Consider the following 20,122-nt stretch of genomic DNA (forward strand, 5'->3'; position numbering starts at 1 on the left):
GCCCGGCCACAGGTCATTGCTGGGGGGAAGGGCCGGCCGGAGCCGGCCCGCACACAAAGAAGACCCTCAGCGTCGAATGGCCGCCGAAGGTCCCCGCGGTGCTACAGGCGTTGATTCACCATACGGCAGGACACAGTCTGATATGGAAGGACTTGAGACACGGATCACAGGTTTCAAGGGAACCGAAGGCGTCCATTCGAAGGTCCGCCCCAGGATCTCATCCCACAGGCGCAGGTCCGTGCGCACGCGCCCCCGGGTAAGAAACCGGTGTGCCGGCGGTAAGAACCGAGGTGCGCGATCACACCTCGGCTCTTGCCGGGGCCGGACTACCATCACTTCATGACCCGAGTACTGCTCGCCGAGGACGACGCGTCCATCTCGGAACCGCTGGCCCGTGCCCTGCGCCGGGAGGGGTACGAGGTCGAGGTGCGCGAGGACGGACCCACCGCGCTGGACGCCGGCATACAGGGCGGCGTCGACCTGGTGGTGCTGGACCTCGGGCTGCCCGGCATGGACGGGCTGGAGGTCGCCCGCCGGCTGCGTGCCGAGGGCCACACCGTCCCGATCCTGATCCTCACCGCGCGCGCCGACGAGGTCGACACGGTCGTCGGGCTCGACGCGGGCGCCGACGACTACGTCACCAAGCCCTTCCGGCTCGCCGAACTGCTCGCCCGGGTCCGCGCCCTGCTCCGGCGCGGTGCCGCCGAGCCCCAGCAGCCGCCCGCCACGCACGGCGTGCGGATCGACGTCGAGTCGCACCGGGCCTGGATGGGCGAGGAGGAGCTCCAGCTCACCGCCAAGGAGTTCGACCTGCTGCGGGTGCTGGTGCGGGACGCCGGCCGGGTCGTCACCCGCGACCAGCTGATGCGCGAGGTCTGGGACACCACCTGGTGGTCGTCGACCAAGACCCTCGACATGCACATCTCCTGGCTGCGCAAGAAGCTCGGGGACGACGCGGCCAACCCCCGCTACATCGCCACCGTGCGCGGCGTCGGCTTCCGCTTCGAGAAGAGCTGAAGGCGGCCCGGCCCGGGCCGGACCCCGCCGGCCGGCGGCCGTGAACGACAACAAACGGTAAGAGGACATGCGCCGTCGCCTGATCCAGTCCACGCTCGCCGTGGTGCTCGTCGTGATCGCCGTCTTCGGCGTCTCCCTGGTCATCGTCGAGACCCGGACCATCAGCAACAGCGCCCAGGACCGGGTGAAGTCCGAGGCGGTCCGGCTGGCCAGCATCGTCGACAGCCGGCTGCTGATCGCGGACCACGTCGACGCGGACGTGCTGCGCGACCAGGTCACGCAGGACCGTTACGCCGTGATCCGGATCCCGGGGGAGAAGCCCATAGAGGTCGGCTCCAAGCCGGACGGCGACGTCATCAGCGCCACCGAGCCGGGCGAGGAGGGCGAGACGGTCACCGTGCAGGAGCCGCGCTCGTCGGTGACCCGGGAGGTCGGCCGGACCCTGCTCATCATCGGGCTGGTGGCGCTGCTGGCGGTGATCGCCGCGGTGCTGCTGGCCATCCGCCAGGCCAACCGCCTCGCCTCCCCGCTGACCGACCTCGCGGAGACCGCCGAGCGCCTCGGCTCGGGCGACCCGCGCCCCCGGCACAAGCGGTACGGCGTTCCCGAGCTGGACCGGGTCGCGGACGTGCTGGACGCCTCCGCCGAGCGCATCGCGCGCATGCTCACCGCCGAGCGGCGGCTGGCCGCCGACGCCTCCCACCAGCTGCGCACCCCGCTGACGGCGCTGTCGATGCGGCTGGAGGAGATCACCCTCACCGACGACCTGAGCACGGTGAAGGAGGAGGCGACCATCGCGCTGACGCAGGTGGAGCGGCTGACCGACGTCGTGCAGCGGCTGCTGACGAACTCCCGCGACCCGCGCACCGGCTCCGCCGTCACCTTCGACCTCGACGAGGTCATCCAGCAGCAGCTCGCCGAGTGGCGGCCGGCGTACCGCAGCGCGGGGCGGGCGATCGTCAGCTCCGGCAAGCGGCACCTGGAGGCGGTGGGCACCCCGGGCGCGGTCGCCCAGGTGCTGGCCGCGCTGATCGAGAACTCGCTGATGCACGGCGGCGGCACGGTGGCGCTGCGCACCCGGGTCACCGGGAACCAGGCCGTCATCGAGGTCACGGACGAGGGGCCGGGCGTGCCCGCGGACCTCGGGGCGAGGATCTTCGAGCGGGCGATCAGCGGACGGAACTCCACGGGCATCGGCCTCGCGGTGGCCCGGGACCTGGCCGAGGCGGACGGGGGCCGTCTGGAGATGCTCCAGGCCAAGCCGCCGGTGTTCGGACTGTTCCTGTCGCGCACGCCGCCCTCGCAGAGGACGGGGGAGGGCGAGCCGACCGTCCGGTGAGGCGACCGCCCGGTGAGCCGGCCGTCCGGTGAGGCGGCCTACGGCACGCGCTGGCGGGTCCGCCGGGGCTTGTCCCGGTGCCGGTCCCCCGCCCGTTCCCGCGCGGGGAACGACGCCGGGTCCGCCGCCGGGGGAGCGGGCAGCGCGCGGAACACCCACGTGCGGTAGGACCAGAAGCGGAACAGCGTGGCGATGCCGATGCCGAGGAACTTGAAGACGTTGTTCTGCAGCGGGCTGTCCCAGCCGAAGCCGTACGTCGCGACGAACAGGATGCCGTTCTCGATGACCAGGCCGGCCGCGCTGAACAGCAGGAACAGGGTCATCTCCCGGGTCCTGCCGCCCTTGTCGCGGTCCCGGTAGGTGAAGTAGCGGAAGCCCACGTAGTTGAAGACGATCGCGACGACGGTCGCGATCACGCTCGCGCGCACCACCGGCAGGTCGGTCACGCTCCGCACCAGGTTGAAGACGCCGAGGTTGACGAGCAGGCCGGCACCCCCGACCGCGCCGAACTTGGCGAGCTCGCGCATCAGGCGGTCGATACGCTGCCGCACGGCACTGGGGGGCGCCGAACGGAGCCCCGTGGAACCACGTCCCATGGTCGTGCAGGCCCCCGTCCATCGGTCGGCGTCAACCCCGCCATGCTAACCACCCTCCCGCGCGATCTTCCTGCGGACGGGCGCCCGCGCCGGGCGCGACGGGCGGGGGAGGACCGGGAATCCGGCCACCGTGGCGCGGCCGATACCCTAGGCGTGTGACGTTCCCGGTAGTCGGCATGGTCGGCGGTGGCCAGCTCGCTCGTATGACACACGAGGCGGGCATCCCGCTCGGCATCAGGTTCAAGCTCCTCAGTGACACGCCCCAGGATTCCGCGGCGCAGGTCGTCGGCGACGTCGTCGTCGGCGACTACCGCGACCTGGACACGCTGCGCGACTTCGCGCGCGGCTGCGACGTGATCACCTTCGACCACGAGCACGTGCCCACCGAGCACCTGCGGGCCCTGGAGGCGGACGGCATCCCCGTGCGCCCGGGTCCCGACGCGCTCGTGCACGCCCAGGACAAGGGCGTGATGCGCGCGAAGCTCGACGCGATCGGCGTGCCCTGCCCGCGGCACCGCATCGTGGCGGACCCGCAGGACGTGGCCGCCTTCGCGGCCGAGGGCGACGGCTTCCCCGTGGTCCTCAAGACCGTCCGCGGCGGCTACGACGGCAAGGGCGTGTGGGTGGTGGACTCCGTGGAGGAGGCCGCCGCGCCCTTCCGCGCAGGGGTCCCGGTGCTCGCCGAGGAGAAGGTCGACTTCGTGCGCGAGCTCGCCGCCAACGTCGTGCGCTCCCCGCACGGGCAGGCGGTGGCCTACCCGGTGGTCGAGTCGCGGCAGGTCGACGGCGTGTGCGACACCGTCATCGCGCCGGCGCCCGATCTCGAGGAGTCCCTGGCCCTGCGGGCCGAGGAGATGGCCCTGAACATCGCCAAGGAACTCGGCGTCGTCGGCCACCTCGCGGTCGAGCTGTTCCAGACCCGCGACGGCCGCATCCTCGTCAACGAGCTCGCGATGCGCCCGCACAACTCCGGCCACTGGACGATGGACGGCGCGATCACCTCGCAGTTCGCCAACCACGTCCGCGCCGTCCTGGACCTGCCGCTGGGCGACCCGCGCCCGCGCGCGCCGTGGACGGTCATGGTCAACGTGCTCGGCGGCGACTTCCCCGACATGTACTCCGCGTACCTGCACTGCATGGCCCGCGACCCGCAGCTCAAGATCCACATGTACGGCAAGGACGTGAAGCCCGGCCGTAAGGTGGGCCACGTCAACACCTACGGCGACGACCTGGACGACGTGCTGGAGCGCGCCCGTCACGCTGCCGGCTACCTGAGAGGCACGATCACCGAATGAGCCCTGTTGTCGGCATCGTCATGGGGTCGGACTCCGACTGGCCCGTCATGGAGGCGGCGGCCAAGGCCCTCGACGAGTTCGAGGTCGGCTACGAGGTCGACGTGGTCTCCGCCCACCGCATGCCGCGCGAGATGGTCGCCTACGGCGAGCAGGCCGCGGACCGGGGCCTGAAGGTGATCATCGCGGGCGCGGGCGGGGCCGCCCACCTGCCCGGCATGCTCGCCTCCGTGACCCCGCTGCCGGTCATCGGCGTGCCCGTGCCGCTGAAGTACCTCGACGGCATGGACTCGCTGCTGTCGATCGTGCAGATGCCGGCCGGCGTCCCCGTCGCGACCGTCTCCGTCGCCGGTGCCCGCAACGCGGGCCTGCTCGCGGCCCGGATCCTCGCCGCGCACGACGAGGAACTGCTGCAGCGGATGCGGGAGTTCCAGCAGGACCTGAACGACCAGGCGACCGAGAAGGGCAAGCGCCTGCGGTCCAAGGTCGAGGGACCGGGCGGCGGCTTCGGCTTCGGGAAGTGAGCCCGATGACGTCCCTGGACGACGCCCACGCGCTCCTCGCCGAGTTCCCCGTCGCCGACGGGCACAACGACCTGCCGTGGGCGCTGCGCACGCAGGTCCGCTACGACCTGGCCGCCCGTGACCTGACCGTCGACCAGCGGGCCCACCTGCACACCGACCTGCCGCGGCTGCGCGCGGGCCGGGTCGGTGCGCAGTTCTGGTCGGTGTACGTGCGCACGGACTCGCCCGAGCCGGTGGCGGACACCCTGGAGCAGATCGACTGCGTACGGCAGCTGCTGGCCCGCCACCCGAGGGAGCTGGCCCCCGCGCTGACGGCCGCCGACATGGAGACCGCGCGGGGCGAGGGCCGGATCGCCTCGCTCATGGGCGCGGAGGGCGGGCACTCCATCGCCGGCAGCCTCGGCACCCTGCGGGGGCTGTACGCGCTGGGCGTGCGGTACCTGACGCTCACCCACAACGACAACGTGGCGTGGGCGGACTCGGCGACCGACGAGCCGGGCGTCGGCGGCCTGTCGGCCTTCGGCCGCGAGGTGGTCCGGGAGATGAACCGGCTCGGCATGCTGGTCGACCTCTCGCACGTCGCCGCCACCACCATGCGCGACGCGCTGGACACCTCCTCCGCGCCGGTGATCTTCTCGCACTCCTCGGCCCGGGCGGTGTGCGACCACCCCCGCAACATCCCGGACGACGTGCTGGAGCGGCTGCCCGCCAACGGCGGTGTGGCGATGGTGACGTTCGTGCCGAAGTTCGTGCTCCAGGCGGCCGTGGACTGGACGGCCGCGGCGGACGAGAACATGCGGGCGCACGGCTTCCACCCGCTGGACACCACCGCCGAGGCGATGAAGGTGCACCGCGCCTTCGAGGAGCGGCACCCGCGTCCGGTCGCCACGGTCGCGACCGTCGCCGACCACCTCGACCACATGCGCGAGGCGGCGGGCGTCGACCACCTCGGCATCGGCGGCGACTACGACGGCACGGCCTTCACGCCGGACGGCCTGGACGACGTCTCCGGCTACCCGAACCTGATCGCCGAGCTGCTGGACCGCGGCTGGTCCAAGGCCGACCTGGCCAAGCTGACCTGGAAGAACGCGGTACGGGTGCTCGGCGCGGCGGAGGACGTGGCCCGCGGCCTTCAGGCCACGCGCCCCGCGTCCAACGCCACGATCGAGTCGCTCGACGGCTGACCGTCCAGGGCGGGGTAGTCGGTGTAGCCGTCCGCCCCGCCCACGTACATCAGGTAGCGGTCGCGCACCGGGTTGAGCGGCGCGCCGAGCCGCAGCCGGGCCGGCAGGTCCGGGTTGGCGAGGAACGGGCGGCCGACCGCGATCAGGTCGGCCCCGGCCTCCAGCAGGCGCGCGGAACCCGCCAGGACGGCCTCGGTGGTCACCTCGGGCAGCACCGGGTTGGCGACGAGGGTGCCCGGCCACAGCGCCCGGATCCGCCGGAACAGCGGCGCGCCGGGGTCGGCGTGCACCAGGTGCAGGTAGGCGAGCCCGCGCGGCGCGAGGGCCTCGACGAGCGCCGGGTACAGGTCGTCCGTGTCCGTCTCCGCGATGCCGTTGACGGTGTTCCCGGGGGAGATCCGCACCCCGGTCCGCTCCGGTCCGACGGCGGCGGCCACCGCCTCGACCACCTCGGCCGCGAACCGGATCCGCCCGGCCACCGGCCCGCCGTAGCCGTCGGTGCGCCGGTTGGTGTTGCCGGCCAGGAACTGGTGGAGCAGGTGGCCGTTGGCGGAGTGCACCTCCACCCCCTCGAAGCCCGCCTCGATCGCACGTCGGGCGGCGGCCGCGAAGTCGGCGACGGTGGCGCGGATGTCCTCCCCGGTCATCTCCCTGGGCACCACGGCGGGCCGGTGGCCGCCGGGCGTGACGATCGTCCCGGGCAGCGGCACGGGCGAGGGCGCCACCGGGGTCAGCCCGCTGGTCGCCGGGTGCCCGACCCTGCCGCCGTGCTGGATCTGGAGGAACATCCGCCCGCCGGCGGCGCGCACGGCGTCCGTGACCCGCCGCCAGCCGGCCACGTGCTCCGCGGTGTGGATCGCGGTGATGTTCGGGTACGTCTGCCCGACCGGGTTGGGGGTGGAGGCCTCGGCGATGATCAGGCCGGCGGAGGCGCGCTGGGCGTAGTAGGTGGCCATGAGCGGGGTCGGGGTGCCGTCGGCGGCGGCCCGGTTGCGGGTCAGCGGTGCCATCAGCAGGCGGTGGGGGAGGGCCAGCGGGCCCAGGGCGGCCGGTTCGAGGAGTGCTGTCGGGTGCGTCATGTCCGTACGCTAGAACCTGACACTGATGTCAGGTTCAAGCCCTGGGGGGAGCATGCGGATCGGTGAGCTGGCCCGGCGCACCGGCGTGAGCGAGCGGTCGCTGCGCTACTACGAGAAGCAGGGGCTGCTGGCGTCCGGCCGGACGTCCGGCGGGCACCGCGAGTATCCCGAGGCCGCGGTGGACCGGGTGATCCGCATCCAGGAGCTGTTCGCGGCGGGGCTGTCCAGCCCGAAGATCGCGCGGCTGCTGCCCTGCATGCGGGACGCCGACGGCGGGCCCTCGGCCGTCGCCACCCCGCGGCTGGTCGCCGACCTCACCGAGGAGCGCGCCCGCATCGACCGGATGATCGCCGACCTGGTCCGCTCCCGCGAGACGCTGGACGAGGTGATCGCGGTGGCCCGGGGCGCGGACGCCGCGGCGCCGGCCGCCGGCGGGCCCGGACCGGCCCGTACCCCCGAACGCCCCGCCCACCAGGAAGCCCCCGGGGGCTCCGTGCGACGGTGACGGGAAGCGATCAGTACCGAGGTCACGACGTACGGAGCCCGCCATGGCCGATCTCCACGACGACCTGCACAGCGCGACCGAAGTCGGCGAGATCGACGACGCGGCCGTGCCGCACGCCGCCGAGGCCGTCCCGGACGAGCCCTACCAGGCCGTCTCCGACCCGGACGACGCCCCGGTGGTCCGGGCCCGGGCCGTCCTCGCCGCCCATCCCGTCGCCGACGGGTACAGCGCCCTGGCGCGGGCGCTGCGGAGCCTGCCCTGGTACGACCTGGAGCTCGGCGAGAGCGGCGTCGACACCGACGTGCCGCGCCTGCGCCGGGGCGGGGTGGGCGCGCTGTTCTGCTCCCTGCACCTGCCCGAGGACCTCGGCGCCGACCGGGCCGTGGGCGCCACCCTGGAGCAGATCGACCTGGTGAAGACGGTGGTCGCCGGGCACGAGGCGGGCCTGCGGCTGGTCCGGACCCCCGGGGAGACGACCGACGCCCGCAACTGCGGCCGCGTCGCCGTGCTGCTGGGCCCCGCCCAGGCCACCGCCCTCGGCGACTCCACCGGCATCCTGCGCCAGCTGTACGCCCTCGGCCTGCGCGTGCTCACGCTGACCGGCGTCTCCTGGGCGGGAGCGCACGGGCTGACCCGGTTCGGCGAGGAGGTCGTGCGGGAGATGAACCGGCTCGGTGTGCTCGCCGACCTCTCCGGCGCCTCCGCCCCGACCGTGCGCCGCGTCCTGACCGTCTCCAGGGCGCCGGTGCTGTGCACCCGCTCCGCGGCCCGGGCCCTGCGGCCCCACCCGGCCAACCTCCCCGACGACCTGCTCGCCGAGCTGGGCGCCGCCAAGGGCGTGTGCATGGTGCCGCTGACCGCCGAGCAGACCGGGCCGGCCGTCCGCGACGTCGCCGACCACCTCGACCACGTCCGCGCGGTCGCCGGCCCGGAGAGCGTCGGCCTGTCCGGCACCTACGACTCCGGGGCCGCCCACCCGCAGGAGCTCGGCGACGCCTCCTGCTACCCGAGGCTGATCGCCGAGCTGCTGCGGCGCGGCTGGGAGGAGTCCCACGTGGCGCTGCTGACCTGGGGGAACGTGCAGCGGGTGCTGCGCGGGGCCGCGTTCACCGCCCACGCGACCCGGCAGCGCCGCGAGCCGTCGAGGATGACCCTCGCCGACCTGGACGGGGAGCGGCCGGGCGGCCGCGGGGACGGTTAGGGGCTGTCGTCCGGATCAGGTCGCGGGGAATCGACTGTGTGTCGTCGGCGCCGGGCCCCGCGTCCGCGGCGGGATCCGAACGACAGCCCCTAGCCGTGGTCGATCCGGCAGAGGCAGAACGGGTGCCCCGCCGGGTCGGCGTAGACCCGGAAGTCCTTCTTCTCGAAGTCCTCCCGGTCCAGGACGCGCGCCCCGAGGGCCAGCACCCGCTCCTCCGCCGCGTCGACCTCCTCCCAGGTGGACCCGGCGTCGAAGTCGAGGTGGAACTGCTGCGCGTTGCGGTCGGCCCGCGGCCACTCCGGCGGGGTCAGCCCGGGCGCCCGCTGGAAGGTGAGCCGGGGCCCGTCGGGGACGTGGAGCACGACCCAGTCGGGGTCCTCCTCCTGGGGCGTGCCGCCCCCGACCGCCGCGTAGAAGCGGGCCAGTTCGAGCGGGTCGGGGCAGTCCAGGACGACGTTGCGCAGGCGTGCCACGGGCATGGGGCCTCCCGGTGTCGGGTCGTGTGACGGACGGTCAGCAGGCACAGAGGCAGAACGGGTGCCCGGCCGGGTCGGCGTAAACCCGGAAGCCGCGCGACCGGTCCGCCGTGTCCAGCGGCTTGGCGCCGAGTGCCAGCACGCCCTGCTCGGCCGCGTCCAGGTCCTCGACGGTCAGGTCCAGGTGGAACTGCTGCGAGTGGCCGGCCTCCGGCCACCGCGGCGGTACGTGCCCCGGGGCCGCCTGGAAGGCCAGCGTCCGGCCGCCCGGCACCTTCAGGTCCACCCAGTCGCCCTCCCCCTCGACGGTCCCGCCCAGCACCTCGGCGTAGAAACCGGCCAGCGCGCGCGGGTCGGGACAGTCCAGGACGACGACGTCCAGCTTGGCGAGAGCCATGACTTCCTCCTCGAAGTCTGCGTTACCTGTAGAAGCGGGTAACCAGTAACCGTTACCGCATGCTTTCGCATAGGGGGTAACGACGCAAGGGGGATTCGGAGGTACCGTCCAGGCATGAGCGAGCGATCGGCCGCGCCGGGGGGTCTGGCCCTGGTGCAGGCCCTGGTGAACACCCTGGACGTCGAGTCGGGCGCCGACGCGCTGGACACGGCGGAGGGCCGGGCGCGTCTCGGGCTCGCCGAGGACGCCGTGGACGGGGCGCGCGAGCTGCGCGAGTCCCTGCGCGCCGCCCTGCTCGCCCACGCGGGCCACCCGCCGCACCGGGAGGTGACCCCGCTCGGCGTCCTGCTGGCCGGGGCGCCGCTGCTGGTCAGGATCGACGAGCGGGACGGCTCGGCCGCGCTCGCCCCCGCCGACGGCCGCCCGCTGCTCTCCCGCGTCGCCGCCGCGGTGGCCGAGGCCCTGGTCGCGGGCACCTGGACCCGGCTGAAGGCCTGCCAGGCGGCCGACTGCCACTGGGCGTACTACGACCGCAGCCCGGCCGGCCGCGGCCGCTGGTGCTCGATGCAGGTGTGCGGGGCCCGCGCGAAGATGCGCCGGTACCGGGCCAAAGAGGCGTAACGGCGCCGCGGCGCGCGCCCCGTGGGGCAGAATGCACCAGGAAGCCGGTTCGGCCGACTGAGCCTCGGCCGAACCGGCGCCCCGCGCCCCGCGACCGGTTACGCGGTCGGGCGGCCCATCGCCCGGTACGTCCAGCCGGCCTTGCGCCACTGCTCCGGGTCGAGGGCGTTGCGCCCGTCCAGGATCACCCGGGCCGTCGCCACCTCGCCGAGGGCCTCCGGGTCCAGCTCGCGGAACTCCCGCCACTCCGTCAGGTGCAGCACGATGTCCGCCCCGCGCACGGCCTCCAGCGCGGAGCCGGCGTACCCCAGGGTCGGGAAGACGCGGCGGGCGTTGTCCATGCCCTTGGGGTCGTAGACCGTGACCTGGCCGCCCTGGAGGTGGATCTGCCCGGCCACGTTCAGCGCGGGCGAGTCCCGGACGTCGTCGGAGTCGGGCTTGAAGGTGGCGCCGAGCACCGCGACCCGCTTGCCGAGGAACGGCCCGCCGCCCAGCGCCTGCCGGGCCAGCTCCACCATCTGCCCGCGCTGGCGCATGTTGATCGAGTCGATCTCGCGCAGGAAGGTCAGTGCCTGGTCCGCGCCCAGCTCGCCGGCGCGCGCCATGAACGCCCGGATGTCCTTCGGCAGGCACCCGCCGCCGAAGCCGATCCCGGCCCGCAGGAACTTCCGGCCGATCCGGTCGTCGTAGCCGATGGCCTCCGCCAGCCTGGCCACGTCACCGCCCGCCGCCTCGCACACCTCGGCCATGGCGTTGATGAAGGAGATCTTCGTGGCGAGGAAGGAGTTCGCGGCCGTCTTCACCAGCTCGGCGGTCGGGAAGTCCGTCACCACGAACGGGGAGCCCTCGGCGACCGGCGTGGCGTACACCTCGCGCAGCAGCTTCTCGGCGCGCTCGCTGCGCACGCCGACGACGATCCGGTCCGGGTGCAGGGTGTCCTCGACGGCGAAGCCCTCGCGCAGGAACTCCGGGTTCCAGGCCAGCTCGGCGTCCTCGCCCGCCGGCGCGTGCTCGGCCAGGTAGCGGGCCAGGCGGTCCGCCGACCCCACCGGCACCGTCGACTTGCCGACCACCAGCGCCGGACCCGTCAGGTGCGGCGCCAGGGACGCGAACGCGGCGTCGACGTACGACATGTCGCAGGCGTACTCGCCGTGCCGCTGCGGGGTGTTGACGCAGACGAAGTGGACGTCGCCGAACGCGCCGGCCTCGGCCCAGTCCATGGTGAAGCGCAGCCGCCCGCTGGACCCCTCGATGCCGGCGACGTGCCTGCGCAGCAGCTCGTCCAGGCCCGGCTCGTACATCGGGACCTCGCCGCGCCGGAGCTTGTCGATCTTCTCCGGGACGACGTCGAGCCCCAGCACCTCGAAGCCGAGCTCGGCCATGGCCGCGGCGTGGGTCGCGCCGAGATAACCGGTGCCGATCACGGTGATCTTGAGGGCCATGGGTGCTCCAGGGGTCTGCGGCAGGGTGGTGCGGGCCCGAGCATATCCGGGGCATGGGAGAGCGCCTCGCGGGGCAACTTCCCCGCTGTCGGCAAGCTCACGTATCACTCGTGTGGGCGACGCCATAAAATTTTGATTACTTAACGGTAGTTAGCGTCACCACCGAAGCGTTCTGGAGCGTGAGAGACCTTGGCCGGATCGGCTGACTTCGACCTGTACCGCCCGTCCGAGGAGCACGACATGCTCCGTGACGCCGTCCGCGCGCTGGCCGAGGCGAAGATCGCGCCGCACGCCGCGGCGGTGGACGAGGAGGCCCGCTTCCCGCAGGAGGCGCACGACGCCCTGGTCGCCAACGACCTGCACGCGGTGCACGTGCCCGAGGAGTACGGCGGGTCGGGCGCCGACGCGCTCGCCACCGTCATCGTGATCGAGGAGGTTGCGCGGGTGTGCGCGTCCTCCTCCCTCATCCCGGCGGTGAACAAGCTGGGCTCGCTGCCGGTGATCCTGTCCGGCTCCGAGGCGCTGAAGAAGAAGTACATGGCCCCGCTCGCCAAGGGCGAGGGCATGTTCTCCTACTGCCTGTCCGAGCCCGAAGCGGGCTCGGACGCGGCCGGCATGAAGACCCGCGCGGTCCGCGACGGCGACCACTGGGTCCTCAACGGCGTCAAGCGCTGGATCACCAACGCGGGCGTCTCCGAGTACTACACGGTCATGGCCGTGACCGACCCGGAGAAGCGCTCCAGGGGCATCTCCGCCTTCGTCGTGGAGAAGTCCGACCCCGGCGTCTCCTTCGGCGCCCCGGAGAAGAAGCTCGGCATCAAGGGCTCGCCCACCCGCGAGGTCTACCTCGACAACGTGCGCATCCCCGCCGACCGCATGATCGGCGCGGAGGGCACCGGCTTCGCCACGGCGATGAAGACCCTCGACCACACCCGCATCACCATCGCCGCCCAGGCCCTGGGCATCGCCCAGGGCGCCCTGGACTACGCCAAGGGCTACGTCAAGGAGCGCAAGCAGTTCGGCAAGCCGATCGCCGACTTCCAGGGCATCCAGTTCATGCTCGCCGACATGGCCATGAAGATCTCGGCCGCCCGCGCCCTGACCTACCAGGCCGCCGCCGCCTCCGAGCGCGGCGACGCCGACCTCACCTACCTGGGCGCCGCCGCCAAGTGCTTCGCCTCCGACGTGGCCATGGAGGTCACCACCGACGCCGTCCAGCTCCTCGGCGGCTACGGCTACACCCGCGACTACCCGGTGGAGCGCATGATGCGCGACGCGAAGATCACCCAGATCTACGAGGGCACCAACCAGGTCCAGCGCATCGTCATGGCCCGCAACCTGCCGTAGCGGTCCGTCCGGCGCGACGCGGCACAGCCCCCGGCCCTCCCGGCCGGGGGCTGTGCCGCGTCCGCCCCCGTGGCGGACCCGGGCCAAGAGGCGTAGGACGGAAGTACCGGGGGCCGGCCCGGCCTCCGCCGTCCCCGAGGAGGAGCCATGACCCAGCAGCCCGCCCCCATGACCGCGATGAGCAAGGAGATGCAGGACTGCGTCGACGCGTGCCTGGCCTGCCACACCGTGTGCGAGGAGACCATGAGCTCCTGCCTGCAGATGGGCGGCCAGGCCCAGATGCAGATCATGCGCGCCGTGATGGACTGCGCCGAGATGACCCGCATGTGCGCCGACATGATGATGCGCCGCTCGCCCATGGCGGCCGAGATGTGCGCGCTGTGCGCCCGGGCCTGTGACATGTGCGCCGAGGCGTGTATGTCCATGCCGGACGACGCGCAGATGATGCGCTGCGCGGAGGCGTGTCGCCGCTGTTCCGAGACGTGCCGCACGATGGCCGGCGCCACGATGTGACACCGTTCCGGCAGCGGCGGGGCTCCTCCCCGCCGCTGCCGGCGTGCCGGCTCACTTCGCCGTGACGGTGACCTTCTCGTCGTTCTTCAGCTGCTCCACCAGCGTCTTGACCTTCGTCATGTCCCACTGGAGGTTGCCGTTGGCGGCGTTGCCCGCGATCGGCATGTTCATGGAGGTGCCGTCGCCGCCGCTGACGCCCTTCATCGCCCAGAACATGGACGCCAGGTCCCACAGCCCCATGTCCTTGTCGACGACCAGGGAGTCCAGGCCCGCGCCCATGGTCGGGTAGAGCCTGAAGGGGTTCAGGACCGTGCCCGGCGTCGCCACCTGGTTGGCGAGGGCGGAGAGGAACTTCTGCTGGTTCTTGGTGCGGTCCAGGTCGGACCCGGCCAGCGCGTAGCGGGTGCGGACGAAGGCGAGGGCCTCCTCGCCGTTCAGGGTCTGCTTGCCCTTCTCGAAGTTCGCGCCGGACTTGGTGTCCTTGATGTCCTGCGGGATGTCCATCTCCACGCCGCCGACCGCGTCCACGATGTTCGCGAAGCCGGCGAAGCCGATCTCCACGTAGTGGTCGATGTGCAGGCCGGTGTTGAACTCGACCGTGCGCACCAGCAGCGTCGGCCCGTCGATGGAGTACGCCGCGTTCAGCTTGTTGGCACCCATCGCGGCCCGCGTCCTGCCGGACTCCGAGCCCTTGAACTCGGGGATGGTGACGTTGGAGTCGCGCGGCAGCGAGATCAGCGTCGGCCCGTTGTCACCGGTGTGCAGGATCATCATCGAGTCCGTGCGCTTGCCCTCGGCGGACCCGGTGTGCAGCTTCTTCTTCTCCTCGTCGGACATGCCCTCGCGGCTGTCGGAGCCGACGATGAGGTAGTTCGTGCCCTCGCCCGCTTCCGGCCGGTCGATGACCGTGGAGAGGTCGACGTCGCGGTTGAGCTTGGAGTCCGCCCAGAAGTACGTGCCGACGGTCGTCACCAGCAGCACGGTCGCCGCGGTGACGGCCGTCACCTTGATGCGGCGGCCCCAGTTCGGCGCGGGACGCGGCCCGCCCGGGCCGCCGCCGTGACCGCCGCCGCCGTAGACCTGGCCCGTGTTGTAGCCGCTGTCGTAACCGGCCGGCTCGTCGTACCCGCGGCCGTCGACGTACGACGGCTGGCGCGGGACGCCGTGCGGCGGCGCCTGGCCCGGGGCGGGCGGCACCGGCGCGCCGCCGCGGCGCACCTGGCGCATCACGCGGGCGCCCTCAGCCTGCGCGCCTGCGCTGCCGCGTCCGTACCGGCGGTCGCCGCGGTTGTCGTCGGACCATGCCTCGGGCCAATCGTTCATGGGCTCAGTGTGCAGGGCAGGGCTGTGTGCCGTACAAGGGTCGTCGGAAAATCAGGGCCCCGCTGTTGCGAAGCTGACACAAATCCGGCAGATGTTCGGGTCGGCATAAGGTGGAGTCCATGACAGACCAGGCCTCAGCCGCGGAGTCGGGAACTCCGGAGATCCCGGGCAAGCCGACCTCGGCGTCCCGCACCACGCTCAGCCACATCATGACCCACAACGACACGAACCTGCTGGGGACCGTGCACGGCGGGGTGATCATGAAACTGGTCGACGACGCGGCGGGCGCGGTGGCCGGGCGGCACTCCGGCGGACCGGCCGTCACGGCGTCCATGGACGAGATGGCCTTCCTGGAGCCGGTCCGCGTCGGCGACCTCGTGCACGTGAAGGCCCAGGTCAACTGGACCGGCCGGACCTCGATGGAGGTCGGCGTGCGGGTCCTGGCCGAGCGCTGGAACGAGTCCGCCCCACCCACCCAGGTCGGCTCGGCCTACCTGGTCTTCGCCGCGGTGGACGCCGACGGCAGGCCGCGCCGGGTCCCGCCGGTCCTGCCCGAGACCGAGCAGGACAAGCGCCGCTACCAGGAGGCCCAGATCCGCCGCACCCACCGCCTGGCCCGCCGCCGCGCGATCATGGAACTGCGGGAGAAGCGGGCGGCGGAGGGCTTCGACGACTGAGCCGGGTGCCGGAGCGGGGCCCGGCCGGGTGCCCGTCCGGCGCCCTGCCGGGCGGCCCGGGGAGCCGGCGCCGTCACGGCGCGCACCGCACCTCGTCCCCCCGCACCACCCCGAACTCCCCTTCCGCCTGGCTCTCCGCCCGCACCTTCCGCACCTCCCGGAAGTCCGCCCCGGCGATCACCCTGAGCGTGGGTCCCAGCCCCTTCACGGGCCGCAGCTCGGCGCCCGGCAGGGCGGCCGCGAGGGACTTGGCCGAGCGGTCCCACCGGGGGTCGTAGGCGACGACGGTCCGCCGCACGGCCCGGTCCCGCGCGTTCACCGGCGCCCTGGTCGTGCGGAACCCGTGCGCCGCGAGCGTCGCGTCCACCCGGCGGCCGAGGCCGGGGGTGAGCGTGCCGTTCTCCACCTGGACCCGGATGTGCTGCGGGGCGACGGGCACGAGCACCGCCCGGCGGACCGGCCGCTTCACGGCCAGCGGCCGGTCCTCGCGCAGCGCCCGGAAGAGCCGCTCGGACTTCACCGGGTCCCACTTCAGGGTCGAGCCGACGCCCTTCACGGCGTGCCCCATCCGGCCGATCGGCACGGTGGTGAACTCGGAGGACGCGGGGGAGAAGTTCCGCATCGCCCGCCCCAGGTCGAGCAGCTCGTCCGTGCCGAAGCCCTTGTCGGCGCGCACCGAGCCGAGCACGGCCCGGGTCACGTCGCGGAACTTCAACGGGTTCAGCAGGATCCCGGAGGAGGTGGCGCGGGAGACCAGCGCGGCCATGAAGCGCTGCTGGCGTTTCATCCGGCCCAGGTCGGAGGCCCCGTCGACGTGCCGGGCGCGCACGTACTGCAGGGCCTGCCCGCCCCCCAGCGTGTGCCGGCCGGGCGGCAGGTCCAGGCCGGTGTAGCGGTCCTTCAGGGGGTCGGCGGTGCAGATCTCGACGCCGCCCACCACGTCGACCGTCCTCATGAAGCTGGTGAAGTCGAGCTCCAGGTAGTGGTCGATCTTCACCCGGGTCATCTGCTCCACCGTACGCACGGTCAGCTCCGGCCCGCCCTCCGCGTACGCCGCGTTGAGCTTGACGGGGTGCCCGCCGTGCCGCTTGCCGGTGGTCCGGTCGGTGTGCGGGGGCGTCACCGCGTACGAGTCGCGCGGCAGGCTCACCACGCTGGCCCGCTCCCGGTCCTCCGAGATGTGCACGATCATGATCGTGTCGGTGCAGCGGCAGGGCGCCCCGCCGAGCCGGTACCGGTGGCGTTCCTCCCTGGTGATCCTGTCGCGGCCGTCGGTGCCGACCAGCAGCACGTTCATGCCGTGCCCGGCGCGCGGCCGGTTCTTCATGTCCTTGAAGGGGTCGATGCGGTCGATGTCCGCGTCCAGGCTCGACATCACCGCGTGCCCGATCCCGGCGGAGGCCAGGACCACCACGGACAGCGTCGTGACCGCCCGCATGGCCCAGCGCGGCTTCCTCCGCCGTACGGGGGGCCGCGTCCCCGGGTGGGCGGGGGAGGAGGGCGCGCGGCGGGGCGGCTGCGGGCGGCGCTGCGGACCGGCGGCGGGCCGGGGGGAGCGAGGGGGCGTGGGCAAGGGGACTCCTCCGGACGACGGCCGTACGTGGGATCCGGGAGCACCGTAGGCCCGTACGATCTGTGGCCCGGGTCACCGCCCCCGGCGGCGCGCACCGCTGTCCCCCGTTCGCGGTAACGTGAGGCTCCTATGAACGCCAATCCCGACGTGCGGCTCCCTGCCGTGTCCGTGATCATGCCCGTCCTCAACGAGGAGCGGCATCTGCGGGGAGCAGTCCAAGCGATCCTCGCGCAGCAGTACGCCGGCGAGATGGAGGTCGTGATCGCCCTCGGTCCGTCCACGGACCGCACGGACGAGATCGCCGCCGAGCTCGTGGCCGAAGACCCGCGCGTGCACACCGTGCCCAACCCGACCGGCCGGACGCCGGCGGCGCTGAACGCCGCCATCAAGGCGTCCCGGCATCCGATCGTGGTCCGCGTCGACGGGCACGGCATGCTCTCCCCGGACTACATCGCCACCGCCGTCCGGCTCCTGGAGGAGACCGGCGCGCAGAACGTCGGCGGCATCATGCACGCCGAGGGCGAGAACGACTGGGAGCACGCGGTGGCCGCCGCCATGACCTCGAGGATCGGGGTCGGGAACGCCGCCTTCCACACCGGCGGGCAGGCCGGTCCGGCCGAGACCGTGTACCTCGGCGTCTTCCGCCGGGAGGCGCTGGAGCGGCAGGGCGGCTACAACGAGGAGTTCATCCGCGCCCAGGACTGGGAGCTGAACTACCGCATCCGCGAGGCCGGCGGGCTGATCTGGTTCTCGCCGGAGCTCAAGGTGTCGTACCGGCCGCGGCCGAGCGTGCGGGCGCTGGCCAAGCAGTACAAGGACTACGGGCGCTGGCGGCACGTCGTCGCCCGCTACCACTCCGGCTCCATCAACCTGCGCTACCTCGCGCCGCCGACCGCGGTGTGCGCGATCGCCGCGGGCGTCGTGGTGGGCGCCGCGCTGACGCCGTGGGGCTTCGTGGTCCCCGGCGGCTACCTCGCGGCGATCGCCCTCGGCTCCGTCCCGGCGGGCAAGGGGCTGCCGCTGCGGGCGCGGCTCCGGATCCCCGTCGCGCTGGCCACCATGCACATGTCGTGGGGCTGGGGCTTCCTGACCAGCCCCAGGTCGCTGGCGAGGAAGGTCATCGCCTCGCGGCGGCCGGCGGTGCTCAACCCCACCCCGTGAGCGGCTGGGCCCCGCCGGGCCGCCGCCCGGTCACCAGGTGAACGCCGGGTTCACGTGCATGCAGGCCTTGTCGTCGGCGCCGTTGAGCGCGTTGGCCGACTCCGGCGTGCTGTCGTCGGCCGCGGCCTCCTTCGGGGCCCGGTACGCCGTCCCCTCGCGCCAGTCCGCGCCCACGGTGAGCGTGACCCCCGACACGTCGGTCGACCGCCGCACCGCGCTCAGCGGGATGCCGAGGGCCTCGGCGACCCGCTGGGCGTCGCCCTCCAGCTCGGCGCTCGGGTAGCGGACCACCGTCCGGTCCGCGCCCGGGACCGCGGAGGGGTCGGCGACCGCCCGGGTGAAGCCCTCGTCCGCCAGCAGCCCGGCGACCGTGGTCGCGCGTCCGCGCGCGGGGGCGAGGGTCTCGGTCCGCGTCCCGTTGCGGACCTGCACCGCGATCTCGCCGTCGGCGGCCGCCGGGTCGTCCGACTTCCGCTCCGCCGCCGTCCGCTCCTTCTTCCGCACGCCCTTGCCGTCCAGCGGGATGTCCTCGCGCACCAGCCGGAAGAGCCGCTCGGCGTCCTCGGTCGGCTCGACCCGCGCGCCCACGTACCGGTTCGGCATGGTGGTCATGGTGATGCGCTCCGGCTTCACCTTCCGCAGCTCGTTGCTGAGGTCGTACAGCTTCTTGACGGTGTCCAGGCCCGGATCGACCGTGAGGGCCTCGGTGGCGCGCTCGGCCAGCCTGCGGAGCTTGTTGGGGCTGCTCAGGGTGGCGTTCTCGCGCAGCTCGCGGACCATCGAGTTCATGTACATGTGCTGCGCCTTGGCGCGGGCGAGGTCGCTGCCGTCCTCGAAGCCGTAGCGGGTGCGCAGCCACTGCAGGGCCTGCTCGCCCTGCACCGGGTGGGTGCCCTCGGGCAGCTTCAGACCGGAGCCGTGGCCCTGGCTGTCGCGGGAGTGGATGTTGGCGTCCACGCACACCGGGACGCCGCCGATCGCGTCGGCCATCGACACCACGCCCGCGAAGTCGACCATGACGAAGTGGTCGATGTGGATGCCGGTGAGCTCCTGCCAGGTGGCCACCGTGCAGCCGGGACCGCCGTGGCCGAGGCTCTGGTTCGTCATCATCCGGCCCCGGCTCGCCGGGTAGACCTTCCCGTCGTCCGGGTCGGTGCACTTGGGGATGTGCACGAGGGTGTCGCGGGGCATGCTGATGACCGAGAGGTTGGACCGGTCGGCGGACAGGTGGACCAGCATCTGGACGTCCGCGAGGGGGGTCGAGCCGAAGGTCTCCCGGGCGCCGCCGAGTTCCTGGTTCTCCTCGGTGTCCCGGGCGTCGGAGCCGATGAGCAGGATGTTCAGCGGGGTCTGGCCGGCGGCGTTCGGCGTCGGCTCGGCGACCTTGCCGTCGCCCAGGTTGAGCGGGACCTGCTTGAGGTTGGCGTTGAGGTGCCGGTAGTAGAGGTAGCCGGCGCCGGCCGTGCCGAGTATCAGGAGCGCGAGGACGGCCGCCGACCACTTCAGCGCACGGCGCCCGCGGCGCGGCCGCGGTCCGTCGTGCGGGACGCGCGGACCGGCCGGGTCCACGCCGTCCCCGCCGTCGCCGTCCAGGGCCCGCGCGTCGGCTTCGCGCTCGCCTTTGCCGTCGTGCCGGGCCGATGCTTCGGCCGGGTCCTTGCCGTTGTCGTCCAGGGCCTGCGCGTCGGCTTCGCGTTCGCCTTTGCCGTCGTGCCGGGCCGATGCTTCGGCCGGGTCCTTGCCGTTGTCGTCCAGGGCTCGCGCGTCGGCTTCGCGTTCGCCTTTGCCGTCGTGCCGGGCCGATGCTTCGGCCGGGTCCTTGCCGTTGTCGTCCAGGGCTCGCGCGTCGGCTTCG

General features: G+C 73.0%; 19 protein-coding genes and 1 pseudogene. 12 read left to right on the forward strand and 8 right to left on the reverse strand.

The features are described 5' to 3' along the window. The first annotated feature begins 339 nt into the window (after positions 1 to 339). Together ACIF8T_RS14085 and ACIF8T_RS14090 are read left to right on the forward strand one after the other, a co-directional pair. Entirely contained in the window at positions 340 to 1,017 is a 678-nt protein-coding gene (locus tag ACIF8T_RS14085) for a response regulator transcription factor (RefSeq protein WP_400034624.1), read from the forward strand. A gap of 67 nt (positions 1,018 to 1,084) precedes the next feature. Then, positions 1,085 to 2,356, forward strand: coding sequence for an ATP-binding protein (locus ACIF8T_RS14090; RefSeq protein ID WP_400034626.1), 1,272 nt, complete (start codon positions 1,085 to 1,087; stop codon positions 2,354 to 2,356). A 38-nt stretch (positions 2,357 to 2,394) separates the two neighbouring features. Here ACIF8T_RS14090 and ACIF8T_RS14095 read toward each other — a convergent pair whose 3' ends face one another. Continuing rightward, on the reverse strand, positions 2,395 to 2,952 hold the full coding sequence (locus ACIF8T_RS14095; protein ID WP_400034628.1) for a GtrA family protein: 558 nt from the start codon (positions 2,950 to 2,952) through the stop codon (positions 2,395 to 2,397). A 155-nt stretch (positions 2,953 to 3,107) separates the two neighbouring features. Here ACIF8T_RS14095 and ACIF8T_RS14100 point away from each other — a divergent pair, with 155 nt between their 5' ends. From ACIF8T_RS14100 to ACIF8T_RS14110, 3 genes are read left to right on the forward strand one after another with little or no spacing between them, the layout of a single operon-like run. Then, the gene (locus ACIF8T_RS14100; protein WP_400034630.1) at positions 3,108 to 4,247 is read left to right on the forward strand and encodes a 5-(carboxyamino)imidazole ribonucleotide synthase; all 1,140 of its coding nucleotides are present in this window, start codon (positions 3,108 to 3,110) and stop codon (positions 4,245 to 4,247) included. Further along, positions 4,244 to 4,768, forward strand: a complete 525-nt coding sequence (purE, locus tag ACIF8T_RS14105; protein ID WP_400034632.1) for a 5-(carboxyamino)imidazole ribonucleotide mutase — start codon at positions 4,244 to 4,246, stop codon at positions 4,766 to 4,768. The genes ACIF8T_RS14100 and purE overlap by 4 nt, the downstream gene beginning before the upstream one ends. A 5-nt stretch (positions 4,769 to 4,773) precedes the next feature. Then, a complete protein-coding gene (locus ACIF8T_RS14110) occupies positions 4,774 to 5,952 on the forward strand; it encodes a dipeptidase (RefSeq protein ID WP_400034634.1) in 1,179 nt (392 codons plus the stop codon). On the opposite strand, the gene ACIF8T_RS14115 is transcribed toward ACIF8T_RS14110, so the two are convergent. Continuing rightward, positions 5,901 to 7,031 carry an alkene reductase gene (locus ACIF8T_RS14115; RefSeq protein ID WP_400034636.1) on the reverse strand — a complete coding sequence of 377 codons (1,131 nt, stop codon included), beginning with the start codon at positions 7,029 to 7,031 and terminating at the stop codon, positions 5,901 to 5,903. The two genes, ACIF8T_RS14110 and ACIF8T_RS14115, sit on opposite strands and share 52 nt — an antisense overlap. Positions 7,032 to 7,083: 52 nt before the next feature. On the opposite strand from ACIF8T_RS14115, the pseudogene ACIF8T_RS14120 reads away from it, so the two are divergent. Together ACIF8T_RS14120 and ACIF8T_RS14125 are read left to right on the forward strand one after the other, a co-directional pair. After that, positions 7,084 to 7,440: pseudogene (locus ACIF8T_RS14120) on the forward strand (MerR family transcriptional regulator); the annotation flags it as partial. 139 nt (positions 7,441 to 7,579) lie between these two features. Next, positions 7,580 to 8,737: a dipeptidase gene (locus ACIF8T_RS14125; RefSeq protein ID WP_400034638.1), complete on the forward strand. Its 1,158-nt coding sequence runs from the start codon at positions 7,580 to 7,582 to the stop codon at positions 8,735 to 8,737. 89 nt (positions 8,738 to 8,826) lie between these two features. Here the strand turns inward: ACIF8T_RS14125 and ACIF8T_RS14130 are convergent, their stop codons facing one another. Further along, a complete protein-coding gene (locus tag ACIF8T_RS14130) occupies positions 8,827 to 9,216 on the reverse strand; it encodes a VOC family protein (protein ID WP_400034640.1) in 390 nt (129 codons plus the stop codon). 34 nt (positions 9,217 to 9,250) lie between these two features. Then, the gene (locus tag ACIF8T_RS14135; RefSeq protein ID WP_400034642.1) at positions 9,251 to 9,610 is read right to left on the reverse strand and encodes a VOC family protein; all 360 of its coding nucleotides are present in this window, start codon (positions 9,608 to 9,610) and stop codon (positions 9,251 to 9,253) included. Positions 9,611 to 9,724: 114 nt separating this feature from the next. Here ACIF8T_RS14135 and ACIF8T_RS14140 point away from each other — a divergent pair, with 114 nt between their 5' ends. Beyond that, positions 9,725 to 10,231 (forward strand): CGNR zinc finger domain-containing protein, encoded by a 507-nt coding sequence (locus ACIF8T_RS14140; RefSeq protein ID WP_400034643.1) that lies wholly within the window; start codon positions 9,725 to 9,727, stop codon positions 10,229 to 10,231. Between the two features lie 98 nt (positions 10,232 to 10,329). Here ACIF8T_RS14140 and ACIF8T_RS14145 read toward each other — a convergent pair whose 3' ends face one another. Then, the gene (locus tag ACIF8T_RS14145) at positions 10,330 to 11,673 is read right to left on the reverse strand and encodes a UDP-glucose dehydrogenase family protein (RefSeq protein ID WP_400034645.1); all 1,344 of its coding nucleotides are present in this window, start codon (positions 11,671 to 11,673) and stop codon (positions 10,330 to 10,332) included. Between the two features lie 189 nt (positions 11,674 to 11,862). Between ACIF8T_RS14145 and ACIF8T_RS14150 the strand changes: the two genes are divergently transcribed. Together ACIF8T_RS14150 and ACIF8T_RS14155 are read left to right on the forward strand one after the other, a co-directional pair. Beyond that, on the forward strand, positions 11,863 to 13,020 hold the full coding sequence (locus tag ACIF8T_RS14150; protein WP_400034647.1) for an acyl-CoA dehydrogenase: 1,158 nt from the start codon (positions 11,863 to 11,865) through the stop codon (positions 13,018 to 13,020). Positions 13,021 to 13,167: 147 nt separating this feature from the next. After that, positions 13,168 to 13,533: a four-helix bundle copper-binding protein gene (locus ACIF8T_RS14155; protein ID WP_400034649.1), complete on the forward strand. Its 366-nt coding sequence runs from the start codon at positions 13,168 to 13,170 to the stop codon at positions 13,531 to 13,533. A 51-nt stretch (positions 13,534 to 13,584) separates the two neighbouring features. Here ACIF8T_RS14155 and ACIF8T_RS14160 read toward each other — a convergent pair whose 3' ends face one another. Then, positions 13,585 to 14,856 (reverse strand): LCP family protein, encoded by a 1,272-nt coding sequence (locus ACIF8T_RS14160; RefSeq protein WP_400034651.1) that lies wholly within the window; start codon positions 14,854 to 14,856, stop codon positions 13,585 to 13,587. Positions 14,857 to 14,975: 119 nt separating this feature from the next. On the opposite strand from ACIF8T_RS14160, the gene ACIF8T_RS14165 reads away from it, so the two are divergent. Further along, positions 14,976 to 15,533, forward strand: coding sequence for an acyl-CoA thioesterase (locus ACIF8T_RS14165; RefSeq protein ID WP_400034653.1), 558 nt, complete (start codon positions 14,976 to 14,978; stop codon positions 15,531 to 15,533). Positions 15,534 to 15,606: 73 nt separating this feature from the next. Here ACIF8T_RS14165 and ACIF8T_RS14170 read toward each other — a convergent pair whose 3' ends face one another. Next, positions 15,607 to 16,971: an LCP family protein gene (locus ACIF8T_RS14170; RefSeq protein ID WP_400034655.1), complete on the reverse strand. Its 1,365-nt coding sequence runs from the start codon at positions 16,969 to 16,971 to the stop codon at positions 15,607 to 15,609. 264 nt (positions 16,972 to 17,235) lie between these two features. Between ACIF8T_RS14170 and ACIF8T_RS14175 the strand changes: the two genes are divergently transcribed. Continuing rightward, complete coding sequence (locus tag ACIF8T_RS14175; protein WP_400034657.1) at positions 17,236 to 18,267, forward strand: glycosyltransferase family 2 protein; 1,032 nt, start codon at positions 17,236 to 17,238, stop codon at positions 18,265 to 18,267. A 30-nt stretch (positions 18,268 to 18,297) separates the two neighbouring features. On the opposite strand, the gene ACIF8T_RS14180 is transcribed toward ACIF8T_RS14175, so the two are convergent. Beyond that, entirely contained in the window at positions 18,298 to 19,860 is a 1,563-nt protein-coding gene (locus ACIF8T_RS14180; protein WP_400034728.1) for an LCP family protein, read from the reverse strand. Positions 19,861 to 20,122: the final 262 nt, after the last annotated feature.

The sequence above is a fragment of the Streptomyces sp. NPDC085946 genome, from assembly GCF_044540485.1.
Lineage (GTDB): Bacteria > Actinomycetota > Actinomycetes > Streptomycetales > Streptomycetaceae > Streptomyces.